General features: G+C 53.9%; 14 protein-coding genes. 7 read left to right on the top strand and 7 right to left on the bottom strand.

The window, feature by feature from the left end:
• Positions 1-209 precede the first annotated feature (209 nt).
• Together BUB60_RS19645 and BUB60_RS03295 are read left to right on the top strand one after the other, a co-directional pair.
• On the top strand, positions 210-581 hold the full coding sequence (locus tag BUB60_RS19645; RefSeq protein ID WP_143162246.1) for a hypothetical protein: 372 nt from the start codon (positions 210-212) through the stop codon (positions 579-581).
• A 174-nt stretch (positions 582-755) separates the two neighbouring features.
• Positions 756-1400, top strand: coding sequence for a DedA family protein (locus BUB60_RS03295; protein ID WP_073076182.1), 645 nt, complete (start codon positions 756-758; stop codon positions 1398-1400).
• On the opposite strand, the gene BUB60_RS03290 is transcribed toward BUB60_RS03295, so the two are convergent.
• On the bottom strand, positions 1395-2312 hold the full coding sequence (locus BUB60_RS03290) for a LysR family transcriptional regulator (protein ID WP_073076181.1): 918 nt from the start codon (positions 2310-2312) through the stop codon (positions 1395-1397). The genes BUB60_RS03295 and BUB60_RS03290 overlap by 6 nt on opposite strands.
• Positions 2313-2574: 262 nt before the next feature.
• Here BUB60_RS03290 and BUB60_RS03285 point away from each other — a divergent pair, with 262 nt between their 5' ends.
• The 3 genes from BUB60_RS03285 to BUB60_RS03275 all read left to right on the top strand — a co-directional run bounded on the left by BUB60_RS03285 (position 2575) and on the right by BUB60_RS03275 (position 4935).
• Entirely contained in the window at positions 2575-2916 is a 342-nt protein-coding gene (locus BUB60_RS03285; protein WP_073076180.1) for a DUF3870 domain-containing protein, read from the top strand.
• Positions 2917-3036: 120 nt separating this feature from the next.
• The gene (locus tag BUB60_RS03280) at positions 3037-4608 is read left to right on the top strand and encodes a sodium:solute symporter family protein (protein ID WP_073076179.1); all 1572 of its coding nucleotides are present in this window, start codon (positions 3037-3039) and stop codon (positions 4606-4608) included.
• A 60-nt stretch (positions 4609-4668) separates the two neighbouring features.
• On the top strand, positions 4669-4935 hold the full coding sequence (locus tag BUB60_RS03275; protein ID WP_073076178.1) for a hypothetical protein: 267 nt from the start codon (positions 4669-4671) through the stop codon (positions 4933-4935).
• 58 nt (positions 4936-4993) lie between these two features.
• Here BUB60_RS03275 and BUB60_RS03270 read toward each other — a convergent pair whose 3' ends face one another.
• The gene (locus BUB60_RS03270; RefSeq protein WP_073076177.1) at positions 4994-5938 is read right to left on the bottom strand and encodes an alpha/beta hydrolase; all 945 of its coding nucleotides are present in this window, start codon (positions 5936-5938) and stop codon (positions 4994-4996) included.
• Between the two features lie 230 nt (positions 5939-6168).
• Here BUB60_RS03270 and BUB60_RS03265 point away from each other — a divergent pair, with 230 nt between their 5' ends.
• Together BUB60_RS03265 and BUB60_RS03260 are read left to right on the top strand one after the other, a co-directional pair.
• Complete coding sequence (locus BUB60_RS03265; protein WP_143162245.1) at positions 6169-6513, top strand: DUF7957 family protein; 345 nt, start codon at positions 6169-6171, stop codon at positions 6511-6513.
• Positions 6514-6578: 65 nt separating this feature from the next.
• On the top strand, positions 6579-6989 hold the full coding sequence (locus BUB60_RS03260) for an immunity 70 family protein (RefSeq protein ID WP_073076175.1): 411 nt from the start codon (positions 6579-6581) through the stop codon (positions 6987-6989).
• An 87-nt stretch (positions 6990-7076) separates the two neighbouring features.
• Here BUB60_RS03260 and BUB60_RS03255 read toward each other — a convergent pair whose 3' ends face one another.
• The 5 genes from BUB60_RS03255 to BUB60_RS03235 form a co-directional block, all read right to left on the bottom strand.
• Positions 7077-7883, bottom strand: a complete 807-nt coding sequence (locus BUB60_RS03255; RefSeq protein ID WP_073076174.1) for an ABC transporter ATP-binding protein — start codon at positions 7881-7883, stop codon at positions 7077-7079.
• Positions 7880-8914 carry a FecCD family ABC transporter permease gene (locus BUB60_RS03250; RefSeq protein WP_073076173.1) on the bottom strand — a complete coding sequence of 345 codons (1035 nt, stop codon included), beginning with the start codon at positions 8912-8914 and terminating at the stop codon, positions 7880-7882. Before BUB60_RS03250 ends, BUB60_RS03255 begins: the two co-directional genes overlap by 4 nt.
• On the bottom strand, positions 8911-9909 hold the full coding sequence (locus tag BUB60_RS03245; protein ID WP_073076172.1) for a FecCD family ABC transporter permease: 999 nt from the start codon (positions 9907-9909) through the stop codon (positions 8911-8913). Before BUB60_RS03245 ends, BUB60_RS03250 begins: the two co-directional genes overlap by 4 nt.
• Positions 9906-10985: an iron-siderophore ABC transporter substrate-binding protein gene (locus tag BUB60_RS03240; RefSeq protein WP_073076171.1), complete on the bottom strand. Its 1080-nt coding sequence runs from the start codon at positions 10983-10985 to the stop codon at positions 9906-9908. Before BUB60_RS03240 ends, BUB60_RS03245 begins: the two co-directional genes overlap by 4 nt.
• A gap of 230 nt (positions 10986-11215) precedes the next feature.
• A complete protein-coding gene (locus tag BUB60_RS03235) occupies positions 11216-12091 on the bottom strand; it encodes a nucleoside hydrolase (protein ID WP_073076170.1) in 876 nt (291 codons plus the stop codon).
• Between the last annotated feature and the right edge of the window lies 1 nt (position 12092).

The raw sequence follows: 12092 nt of genomic DNA, 5'->3' as shown, positions 1-12092 counted from the left end.
TGCTTTTGGCATCAATGCTTTTTTTCGTGTTTGCCTTACTTAATAATAGGCTGAAGCCTGATATCAGCACGACGGAAGAGTGGATAACATATGGGGGCGCTCTCGCGTGTGCCTTTGTATGGGCTGTGCTGAACTACGTCGGCCAGATCAAAATCAATGCGCTGTACCGAAAACGGAACAGTATCGGGGCGTATGTCGACAGCCTGGCAATGAAAAAGGAAGAGAAAGCCGACCTGCTGACATATTTGCACGATTATGTCAAGGACCTGGAAGCAAACGGCAAATCGGAGGAAGAGGCCGTAAAGACGGCGATCGGTCAGTTTCAAATTCGGGAGTTTCTGGAGGTATCGAGGTATAGCGGACTTTTTGAGCTGCCGGCACATTACTACCTCCTGGGGTATGCCATTGTTTTTCTGGCGGCAATCATCGTCATCCAATGTTTGCTCGGTGCGGTTTTTCCGGATATGTTCCTGCTGCAGGCATTTAAATTTATGTTAATCTTATACGCTGCTGCCTTTGTCCTGCTGCCGATTTTATATAAGGTGGCGGATGTTTTGGTAAGAAAGAAAATGATATCTTAACAGTTCCCGTACGTGAGGTCCCCGCTCCGCGGCAGATCTGCCCCGGCATGGAGCGTTTGATAAAAAATCCTGTGAGTACTTTACATTGTTGAGTACATATGTTATACTCAGACTTGCGGACTACTTAAAATAATTAAGTAGTTTGCGGACTCGACTTAGCTTGGGAGAATATACATGGAACAGATAATCGTTGACATCATCGATCAATTTGGCTACATCGGCGTTTTTTTACTGATAGCACTCGAAAATATTTTCCCGCCGATTCCGTCCGAGGTCATTTTAACCTTCAGCGGTTTCATGACGACTTTCAGCACCATGAAGGCCTGGGGCGTTATTGCTGCCGCCACATTCGGATCGCTTGCGGGCGCGGCAATCCTATATATCATTGGCAGGGTACTGAACACGGAGCGTCTGGGGCGCTTATTTGAAAGCAGGCTTGGCAGGGCGCTGCATTTAAAAAAAGAGGATGTCAAGCGCGCGGAAAACTGGTTTATAAACCATGGCGGCAAAACTGTTTTTTTCTGCCGGTTTGTCCCGATTGTACGCAGCCTGATATCCCTTCCGGCAGGCAGCTCAAAAATGAAATTAAGGGCATTTCTGCCCTTAACTTTGATCGGCACTTTTATCTGGAATACGGTGCTGGTTTTCCTGGGCAGAATTGCGGGGAATACATGGGAGACAATAGCCGATTATGTTGATATCTATTCGATAATAGCTGCCGCTCTTTTCGCGCTGGCCGCCGTTTTTATCGGTATACGCTTTATCAAAAAGAGGTTTCTCGAAAGGGACCATGATGACGAAGGACCGGGGCAATCATGACGCGGAAAGCTGGCCGCCGGCGTCCTGGCTTGTCAGCAGCAGCTTCAGCATCTTCGCCGCGGTGCTGAGCGGCTGGCTCATATTTTCCACAAGATAGATATAACGGGGCGGCGGCGGCTCGGCCAGGTCGATTTGAAGCGCCTGCCCGGACCTCAGCGCGCTCTCCGCAAAGTGGCCCGGGATAAACGCGAGGCCCTGGTTATGCAGGACCAGCGACAGCATCAGATTGACGGAGGATACCTCGATATCCGGCTTCAGCTTCAGCTTGTTGGATATATAATACTGCTCGATAAAATCGTAGGTCAGCGTCCCCGGCGAAAGGCAGATCAGGGGATACTTTTCCAGCTCCCTGAGAGACCGGGTCTTTTCCCGCAGCGCCGCGAACTGGGGTCCGGCGATCAGGATATCGTGGAACTTTTTCAGCCGTGTTTTGCGCAGCGGCTTATCCGCTTCCAGCTCGGTCGCCGCGACGACCGCCAGGTCCACATGGCTGTTTTTCAGGCTTGTTATCGCTTCCTGATTTGTGCTGTCCGAGATTTTGAGCCGGACGTTCGGGTAGAGCCGATGATATTTGTCCAGCGCGTCCAGAAGGAGCTCCTGCAGGGCCGTTTCGCTCGTGCCGATGTAAAGGCTGCCGTTTTCCAGGCCGATGGCGCCGGCCAGCGCGTTTTCTCCCTGGGTGATAAGGTCGTACGCCGGGGCGATATAGGAATACAAAATCTGCCCCTCGGGGGTCAGCGTCACGCCTTTCGTCGAACGGATGAACAGCCGGCACCCCAGCTCCTGCTCCAGGCAGTGAAGACAGCGCGTCACCGCGGGCTGGCTTGTCATCAGAAATTTTGCCGCCTGCGTGATGTTTTTATATTTAGCTACGTAGTAAAGCAGTCTGTAGTAGTCTAAATTAACATTCATCCGGGCGGCACTTCCATATCATTTTGTTATAGCAAGGATAACATAATAGTATTTTTATAATTACGGCAATGGTAGTATACTGCACTAAGTTCTGTAAAAACAAGTCAATAATAACCAGATCTCAAAAAAGCTGTTATTATGTAAAGTTGTTGCCCCGACGGTAATTACGCAATTCATAAAAATCCGGCCTGAGAATAGTCAGCAGTGATGCTGCACTCATTTTCTCACGGCCGGATTTTCGTTTGGAAAAGTGGTGAGGGAAATGCACACGATATTACTTTCCAGTTATGTAAAGCTTCCGACAAATACGACGGCGCAAAAGGTGTACGACCAGCTGGTATTGGTCGCCGTGGTCGAAAATGACACGGGGAGGATCACCAAAGTCGATTGCTCCATGGTCACAGAGCTGGCCAGAAGCTTTCTGAACCAGATCATGGTCGGCTATAACCTGAATTCGGGGGCGGCGGAGCTTCAGGAAATATTGGAGCGCTGGTACTTCGGCCATTTAAAAAAGGCGCTGCTGACGGCGGTAAAGCTGCTCAGCATCGAATTTGACAAATACAAAATGCAAAGCGAGGCGGAGGTCATTAAAAAACAGGCATAAATAACCGTTTTGATAAAGAGCAGCCGTCACAACGGTTTGCGGATTTTATTAAAAGCCGGATAAATCCAGAATTCCATTCTGGATTTATCCGGCGCTTTTTTTATTCCAAGGAGAGAGAATATGACGACTTTAACGGTAATCGGGATTTTTTGCGTGCTGGCGCTGATCATCGGCGTGGGTATTCTGTCCAGCCGCAAGGTAAAGGATGAAAAGGATTTTATCAACGGCGGCGGCAAGGCGGGCTCCCTGCTGCTGTGCGGCGCCATCATGGGCAGCCTCGTGAGCAGCCAGGCGACCATAGGCACCGCCCAGCTGGCCTTTAACTACGGCCTTGCGGCCTGGTGGTTTACGCTTGGCGCGGGCATCGGCTGCCTTTTTCTGGCCGTGGTCTACGTCAGGCCGCTCCGGCGCAGCAGCTGTATGACGGAATTGCAGGTCATATCGGAGGAATACGGCGCGCTGCCGGGCAAGCTGGGTTCCGTTTTGTGCTCCATCGGTATTTTCATCAGTGTTTTGGCCCAGGTCGTGGCCTGCGCTGGTTTGATTACCGTACTTTTTCCGCAGGTGAGTATCCCCGCCGCCGCCGTGCTTTCAATTGCGGTCATGTGCGTTTACGTCATTTTCGGCGGGTCCTGGGGCGCCGGCATGGGGGGCGTGGTAAAGCTGATACTGCTGTGTATCGCGTCCATTGCCGGTTTGATATTTGTCCTTGTCAGCAGCGGCGGCGTTTCCGGCCTGCTGGGCGGCCTGAAGCATCTGCTGGCGGGGACCGACCTCGGCCTGATACAGAAATCGGCGAACGGGCTGAATAACCTCAATACGGCGTCCGACGTATCCAACCGGTTTGTCAATCTGATTGCCCGCGGCGCCGCGAAGGACCTGGGGTCCGGCCTATCCCTGGTGCTGGGCGTTTTATCCACGCAAACATACGCGCAGGCCATATGGTGCGGAAAAAGCGACAAGGTCAGCAGAAGAGGGGCGTTGCTGAGCGCCTGCCTGATACCGCCCATCGGCATCGCCGGCACAGCCATCGGGCTTTTTATGCGCGCGCACTATATTACCCAGGCGGAAGTGGCTGCCCTGGCCAACGCGGGGCTGCCGGCGCCGCAGCTGCCCGTCCTGGCAAATACCATACAGGTGTTTCCTTCGTTTCTTCTCAATCACATGCCGCACTTGTTTGCCGGCATCGTGCTCGGCACGCTGTTTATCTCCGTCGTCGGCGGGGGCGCGGGCCTATCCCTGGGCATGGCGACCATCATGGTCAAGGATATTTTTAACAAAATTACATTTAAAAATTCGGAAAAACGGCGCACCGGCGCGCCGCGTACGGAGCTGCTTGTCACCAGATGTACGATTGCCGGGATTTTGCTTGTCTCCGCCGTGATTGCGGCCACCGTTTCGGATACGACGATCAATGACATGGGCTTCCTGTCTATGGGGCTGCGCGCCGCCGTGGTGTTCGTCCCGCTGTCCTGCGCCCTGTTCCTGCGGGGAAGGATCAATCAGCGCTGCGCTTTGCTTTCCATCGTTATTTCTCCGCTTGCCGTAATATTCGGCAGCTTCCTGAACCTGTCCTTTGATCCTTTGTTCCTGGGGTTGGCGGTGGCGCTGCTGATCTGCGCCATCGGGTACTTCATACCGCGCAAAAAGGAAGCGGTTCTCCAGGGCAAGAGGGAGGAGGCGACCCTGTGAAAAATAAGGTTCCGGCACGCGCTTTATTCCAATAATGTCAATGAAAAGAGGTTTATAGAATTGAAAACAAAAATGTCAGGCATCGGATACGGCTTTTTGGCCCTGCTGGTTCTCGCCCTGCTGACAGGGATGTGCTTTATCGTCTATCATAACAGCAGCTACGCCGCAACAGCCTCCTATGTCGTACCCTCGTTAATAGACGCGGCGCTGATTTTATTCCTGCTTTGCGTATCCTTTTACGGCAAAATCAAAACTCCGGCCGAAGGAAAACAGAATCCCGTTACATATCGGGAGGCTCGCGATGAGGATCAGGCTTCGGACTTATAATACGTTATGAAATACGAAAAACGGGGCTGAGCTTCAGTCCCGTTTTTATGTTGCGGCATCAGCCGCCCTGACGGCTGGGGGGATAAAGGGCCTTTTTTAAGGCGTCGATCCGCCCTGCGACGCTCTGGCGCACAACAGCGCTGTCCAGGGCAATGTCAAACCCGTGGACGGTTCCCTTTGTTTCCATCAGCTCCGCCGGGACGCCGGATGCCCGCAGAGCGTTGGCAAAATTGACGGCCTCATCCCGCAGACAGTCAAATTCCGCAACCTCAATATAGGCGCCGGGTAAACGCTCCAGCGACAGGGCCTCTATCGGAGAGGCGTACCCTCTGCCGCAATCCGGTGCATCCCTGAGATAAAGCTTCCACATTTTTTTGTTCAGCGTTGAATTCCACATTGGCGTGTCGTCATAGCGTTTTATGGATTCGGTCAGCTGCCGCGCGTCGGTTACCGGATAAATCAGCAATTGAAAACAGGGCGCCGCCGTATTCCTGTCCCGCGCCATCAGGCAGATGCCCGCGGCAAGAGCCGCCCCCGCGCTGTCACCGCCGACGGCGATCCGGCTTTTATCAACGCCCAGCTCTTCCGCGTGCTCCAGAACATAGGCGTAAGCGGAATAGCAGTCTTCTGCGCCCGCGGGGAACGGGAATTTCGGCGCCAGCCTGTAATCGACAAAAACCACGATGCAGGGCGTCCTTTTCGCATACGCGCATACCAGGGCCTTGTGATAGGGCGCCGCCTTCAGGGCAAAGGCGCCTCCGTGCATGTAAATGAGGCAGGGGAGAGGGCCCGCGGCATCGGCGGGTTTATAAATACCGATATCGATAAGGCCGTTTCGCCAGCCGGCAAGCTGCCTTTTTTCTGAAAGGACGCCCGGCCCGGTATCGGCCCTGTCCGTACTTTTTGCCAGGAAGGTGTTGATCAGAGGCAGCCGCATCGGGTGAAGCGAAAGCCTCGTATGTTCATATTTCCTGAAATCCGGATGGATATCATACTTGCGCATTACATCACCGTTATTTCTTTCATCCTGTATTTTTGGCGTTGCCGCGCCGGCAATTGACAGCCGCGGCGTGATTTAATCATATCACGCGCTGCCGAACGCGGCAAGCCGTGTTGTTTTAAGCGGCGGGACATGTACTTTCCGCGCATTGAAACTGTACTCAGGTACAATTGAAGAGGCGCTGAAAAAGTGCAATAATTAACTCAGTTCTATATATAAAGGTATAGCCGATAATGATGAAATACAGGATACTTGGCAATATTCTGGAGATAAACAATAAACGGGTCAATCTGAATTCTGAAATAGGAAATGTTCTTTTGTACGATCAGCTTTTGCTGGTGCGCATATACAATCCCTCGGCGACAAGACCGATAGAGCAGCCGTTTAATAATATTTACGCGTTTAATAAAAACGCGGAAATCGTCTGGAAAATAAACGGCATCATACATCAGAATACATATTATGGCGCCATGAGATTGGACGGGGACAACAACGTGGTCGTTGTTGATCTTTCGGGTGTTCAGTACACGATTGATATCGGCAATCGAGAGGTCGTTCATAAACGGGGAATCAGGTAAAACGAGTTATTTAACCGGAGAGCTGCTGCCTGCCGGTGAGCAAAAGAATATGGAGGAGAAAAATCATGTCTGTTGGCTTAAGAGTTTGGACGATATGGTATGAAGTTGGTACTGCGGACTTCTTTTATTCATTTCTCTCCACAGTCAGTTATCGCCTGGAGTCGGATGGATGGGGAAGCAAGTACCCGATTATTATGCAGAGCCTGTACGACGGCAAGCTTGAATACGAGCACGTGCCGGCCGCTGCCGCGGAGCTGACGAATATCCAGGCCGCCTTGACAAAGCTTGCGCCTTCGGACGTCGTCTGGGATATTGAGGACCTGTCCAAACAGCCGCCGTGGGGCGACAAAATCAGCAAGTCGATTACGAGCCTGGCCAATTATTTTGTCACCAGTGACGGCAAGGATTTAATTAAGGTTATATTTAATGCCTTTGACCGCGCCCGGGAATTAAAAACTGATGTTTACATAGAGTGAGGTGCCCGGTGAAGCGGGATTAATTAAAAGCACAGTATTCAAAGCCTGGATACTGTGCTTTTGTGTTGTGCGGCCCTAGCCGTCGGTTCAACTTTTTGTTACATGGTGCCGTCCCACGGGCACGATAAAGGGCGAACCGGATACTGGGTCCCGGATCACCGTGCACTTTAGCCCGAAAACCTGCTTCATCAGCTTTGCGGTAATGATCTCCGACGGCGTCCCCTGGGAAATCAGGCTGCCTTTTTCAACGGCGAATATGTAATCCGCATACCGGGCGGACAGATTGATGTCGTGAAGCACCATGACGATGGTGGTCCCCCTCTTTCTGTTTAAATCCGTCAGCAGGTCCAGGATTTCGATCTGATAGGTGATATCCAGGAACGTGGTCGGCTCGTCCAGAAGCAGGATGTCCGTCTGCTGGGCGAGGGCCAGGGCGATCCAGACCCTCTGCCGCTGGCCGCCCGACAGCTCGTCTACGCTTCGGTTGGCGAGCTCCGTGATCCCCATGATCTCCAGGGCTTCTTCCACCGCCTCGTAATCCTTTTTCCCCAGGCCTTTAAAAAAGCTCTGGTAGGGGAAGCGCCCCCTGGAGACAAGGTCGGAAACCGTGATACCTTCCGGCACCACCGGCGACTGGGGCAGCAGCCCCAGCACCCGGGCCAGCTGCTTGGGAGGGATGGTACCGATCTGTTTTCCGTCGATGACCACTTCTCCCGAAACAGGCTTGAGCAATCTGGCAAAGGTCTTCAGGAGCGTTGATTTGCCGCAGGCGTTGGCGCCGATGATGACGCTGATTTTGTTGCGCGGGATCACCATGTCGATATCGTTGATAATAATTTTCTTGTCGTATCCGGCAACGACGCTGCAGGCCGAAAGCCGAGGTGTTTTGTTCATGCGGCTCCTCCGGTTCGATTCATGCGTATCAATAAATACAGAAGATATGGCGCGCCCAGGATTCCCGTGATGATCCCCACAGGAAAACGGGTATCAAAAGCAAACTGCCCCGCGATATCGGCCAAAAGCACCATGGCCGCGCCCGTCAGGCCGGCCGGCACCACATTGGAGAAGCCCGTGCCCGTCAGCCTGCCCGCGATGGGGCCCGCCAGAAAGGCGACAAAGGCAATCGGGCCCGTCACCGCGGTTGCATAGGCGATCAGGAAAACGGCGCTTAAAACCAGGAGCAGCCGTACCCGGTCTGTTTTTAAACCCAGGGTTATGGCGAACTGCTCCCCCAGCTCAAGGATTTTCAGCCGCCGCCCCAGCAGAATCAGCACGCATCCGAATACCAGCACGACGACAAGGAGCCCAGGGATATTTTTCATCTGCATGCCGTTTAAGCTGCCGCTGAGCCACCGGAGCGCCGCCGGCACATCGTACTGATTCGCTCTCAGCAGCAAATATGATATTACCGCGCTCAGCATGGCCTGGATGCCGATGCCGATCAGAATCAGCCGCCCCCCGGAAAAGCTGCCGCCCCGGGAGAGTGTGTATATCAAAAGTGCCACAGCCAGCCCCGAGATTACCGCGGCCATGGAAACAGAATTTCCGCTGACGTTCAAAACGAGGATGCAGAAGACGGCCGCCACGCTGGAGCCGGACGTGACGCCGATGATGTCCGGACTTGCCAGAGGATTTCTGAGCATCGTCTGAAAGGTGTTTCCCGCCATGCCAAACGCCATCCCCGCCAAAAGTCCGGAGAGCATCCGGGGCAGCCGCAGTGTGCCCACGGCAAAGGCGGCGCCGCTGATCTGCTCGCCCAAAAGAACGCGGACGATCGTCTCGGGGGAATACCGGGTGTTCCCCAGGTAAAGCATGCCGCCGCAAAGCAGCAGCGTCAAAACAGCCAGAATGGCTGTCACGGTTATGAAACGGACCTTTCTTTTGTGAAAGCCCGCTTTTACAATATTAAGATTATTTTCAGTCATAATGAACGGACCTTTGCTCTCCTGGCGATCAGTATCAGAATAGGCGCGCCGAAAAAAGCCGTCACGATCCCGGCCTCCAGCTCGCCGGGACTTCCAATGAGCCGGCCTATGATGTCCGAGGCCGTTAAAAGAATGGCGCCGCCTAAGGCGGACAGGGGCAATATGTACAGCATGTTTGTCCCGCAGATCAGCCGCACGGCGTGGGGAATCATCAGCCCCACAAAACCGATGGGCCCTGCCAGGGCCGTTGTCGCGCCGCAAAGCAGAACTCCCGACGCCGCGCCCATGATTCTGACCATTCGGGTCCGTACGCCCAGGCCCGTTGCCATATCGTCGCCCAAGGCCAAGGCGTTCAACGCGGGCGCGGACAGAAGCCCGATGAGCAATCCGGCGGCCAGAAACGGGGACACCGTCAGGATGCCGCCCCAGGTGGCGCCGCTGACGCTGCCCACCTGCCAGAAGCGGAAGGCGTTCATCACATCCGTTCTGGGCAGGAGCACGGCGCCGACCAGGGACGATAAAGCGGCGCTCGTCGCCGCGCCCGCCAACGCCAGCTTTATGGGCGTTGCGCCGCCATACCCCATGGAGCCTATTCTATAGACAAAAACGGCAGTCACCGCGGCGCCCGCCAGTGCCAACCAGATATATTCGCCCGCCGTGTCGATATGCAGAAACGCGATTCCGCTCACCACAAACAGGGACGCGCCGGTGTTCACCCCTAAAATACTGGGGTCCGCGATCGGATTGCGGGTGACCGCCTGCATCAGAGCGCCGGAGACCCCGAGGGAAGCTCCGGCGATAATGCTGAAAACAGTTCTTGGTATACGCTCGTGAACGACCAGCGTGTCGAACCCTCCGCTGTCGGCATGGAACAAGGCGCGTATAATTTCACCAAGCCCGACATTTCGCGAACCGAGCGCCAGCGAAGCAAAGACACACAGCAGAGCACCAACGGCAAAAGCGCTTATCAGCAGGATGAATTTCGTGGATTTCATTTTGCTTTATCGGCGGCTGCTCCGATGACGCTCAGGTAGTCGTCGATGGTTGCGGGGATGGAAAGGGCGCTGGGCGTGCCGGCTGCGGCCAGCGATGAGCCGTCCTCAAAAAGCGCCACGGAACCCCGCTGGACGGCCGGGATCGTTCCTGTAAGGGGGTCGGCCTGCAGGCTTTGCAGCAAGGAGGCGTCGCCGTAAGCGATGATAATATCGACATCCTTTAACATGTCGGCATTTTCCGCGCTGAGCTCGATGGCAAAGCTTGCGGAGTCCTTCGCCAGGTTCAATACACTATCGGGCACTTTCATTCCCAGATCGGTCAAATAAGCCGCCCGGGGATCTGTGGGGAGATAGACATAGAACTTGCCTAAATCCGAGGGATTAAAATAAAAGAAGGCGGCGCTTTTCCCGGCAATCTGGGGGTACGCGGAGACTTTTTCCGCAATCAGCTTTTCCAGGTCCGCGACCAGCTGCTCGCCCTCCGCTTTCATGCCCATGCCCGTGGCGTCCATGATGATCTGGTCGCGCCAGAGCGTCTGCCACGCCAGGGTCGGATACGGAACCACGGGAGCGATTGCGCTTAATAAATTATATTCGTCCTGGGTCATTCCGGAATATGCCGCGAGGATGACATCGGGCTGGACGTCGCTGATCGCCTCGAAATCCAGGCCGTCGGTATCGTTAAAAAGGACGGGGTTCTCCACGCCCAGCTTTTTAAAGCCTTCCGCCGTCCAGGGCAATAAGCGGCTGCCGTCGGGTACGCCGTAATTGGCCTCCGAGACGCCGACGGGAACCACGCCCAATGCCAGCGGCACATCCTGGTTTCCCCAGGAAATGGTCGCGATTTTCTGCGGCTTGCTTTTGATAACGGTTTCGCCGAACGCGTGCTTTATGGTTATGGGATATTCCGCTTCGGACGACGGCGTGGCGCCCGAAGCATCCGAAGGCGTCGCCGAGACTTCCGCATTGGCCGTCCCGTCATTCCCGGACGTATCCGCCGTGGTGCCGGCGCACGCGGTTAAGATGATGGATAAAGCGATTGCCAGGGTTAGACCCGCCATTTTTTTAAACGTCATAAATTGACTCCTTTTGAACACTGTAATGCTTATGTATGTTAGAGCGCTCTAACATTTGACAGATTAACATCCCCGCCCGTTTTTGTCAAGTACCATGCAGCTGTTCCACAAAACATCGAGAGCGGAGTACGAAAAACGTACTCCGCTCTTTTTTGTCAGAGAATATTACCGGCACAGCCGGCGATAATGACTCTTCCTGCACTTCTCCGGCTTTACTGAAAAACCGGGAGCTATCGTATTTTAACTTCCAGCCAGGACTTATAGACATCCTCGGCAAATAAAACCGGATCGTCGATTTCGGGCAGATTGACAATAGCACGACGCGCTTCCTTGCCGCCAAAATTTAATATACCGCTCTTTAGCTGCTGCGGACCGGACGTAAGATACTGCGGATTGTCCTTAAATAAACCCGGTTCGGCCAGGTAGGCCGCCGCAACCACGTCCCAATTGTAGAAACCGTCGATATTGAATCTCCGCGTCATATTTTCAAACCAGTAAAAGCATTTGTCAAAGATATACCGGGCTATCGGCCTGCTGTTCCCTTCAAGCCTTTGCCGGAATTCATTCACCGTAAAATAGGCTTTGAGGCAGTTGTTTCCCGTAATGCTCGAAGCCTTCCCGCTGCGAAGCACGCAGTCCGCCGCGGCGGGATCGCAGGAAAAATTCAGTTCGTCCAATATCCGGCCGTTTATAGTCAATTCCTCCGTAATGCCGCCCATCAGGACAATTTCGGCCGTATAATCAAAAAAGTCCCGATCCAGCTGACAGGCTGAATATAAATTTGTCAGCGAGCCGGTGGCCAGTATGGAGATATCGCCCTTGTGCGCTTTGGCTGTTTGCACCAGATATTCCGCGGCCTCGCTTTGCAGGTGTCCTTTTCCGGGGCAGCCCCTGAGCAGGGGAATGTCTGTCCGCCCCAATTCGCGAAGCATTAAGTCTGTATTTTTATATACGGTGTCAATGTCGCTGTTGCCATACGTCGTCGTGATGCCGCACAATTCAATGCGCTCTTTTCCCAGGAGATAAATGAGCGCCAGGCCGTCGTCGACGTCACAATCAAATACGCCCATGGTGTTGTCGCAGTCATAGATAACTTTTTTTGCCATT

Origin of the sequence: Sporobacter termitidis DSM 10068 (genome assembly GCF_900130065.1) — a bacterium.
Classification (GTDB): Bacteria; Bacillota; Clostridia; order Oscillospirales; family Oscillospiraceae; genus Sporobacter; species Sporobacter termitidis.
Note: the sequence above shows the minus strand (reverse complement) of the source record. Positions and strands in the feature narration are given on the sequence as shown.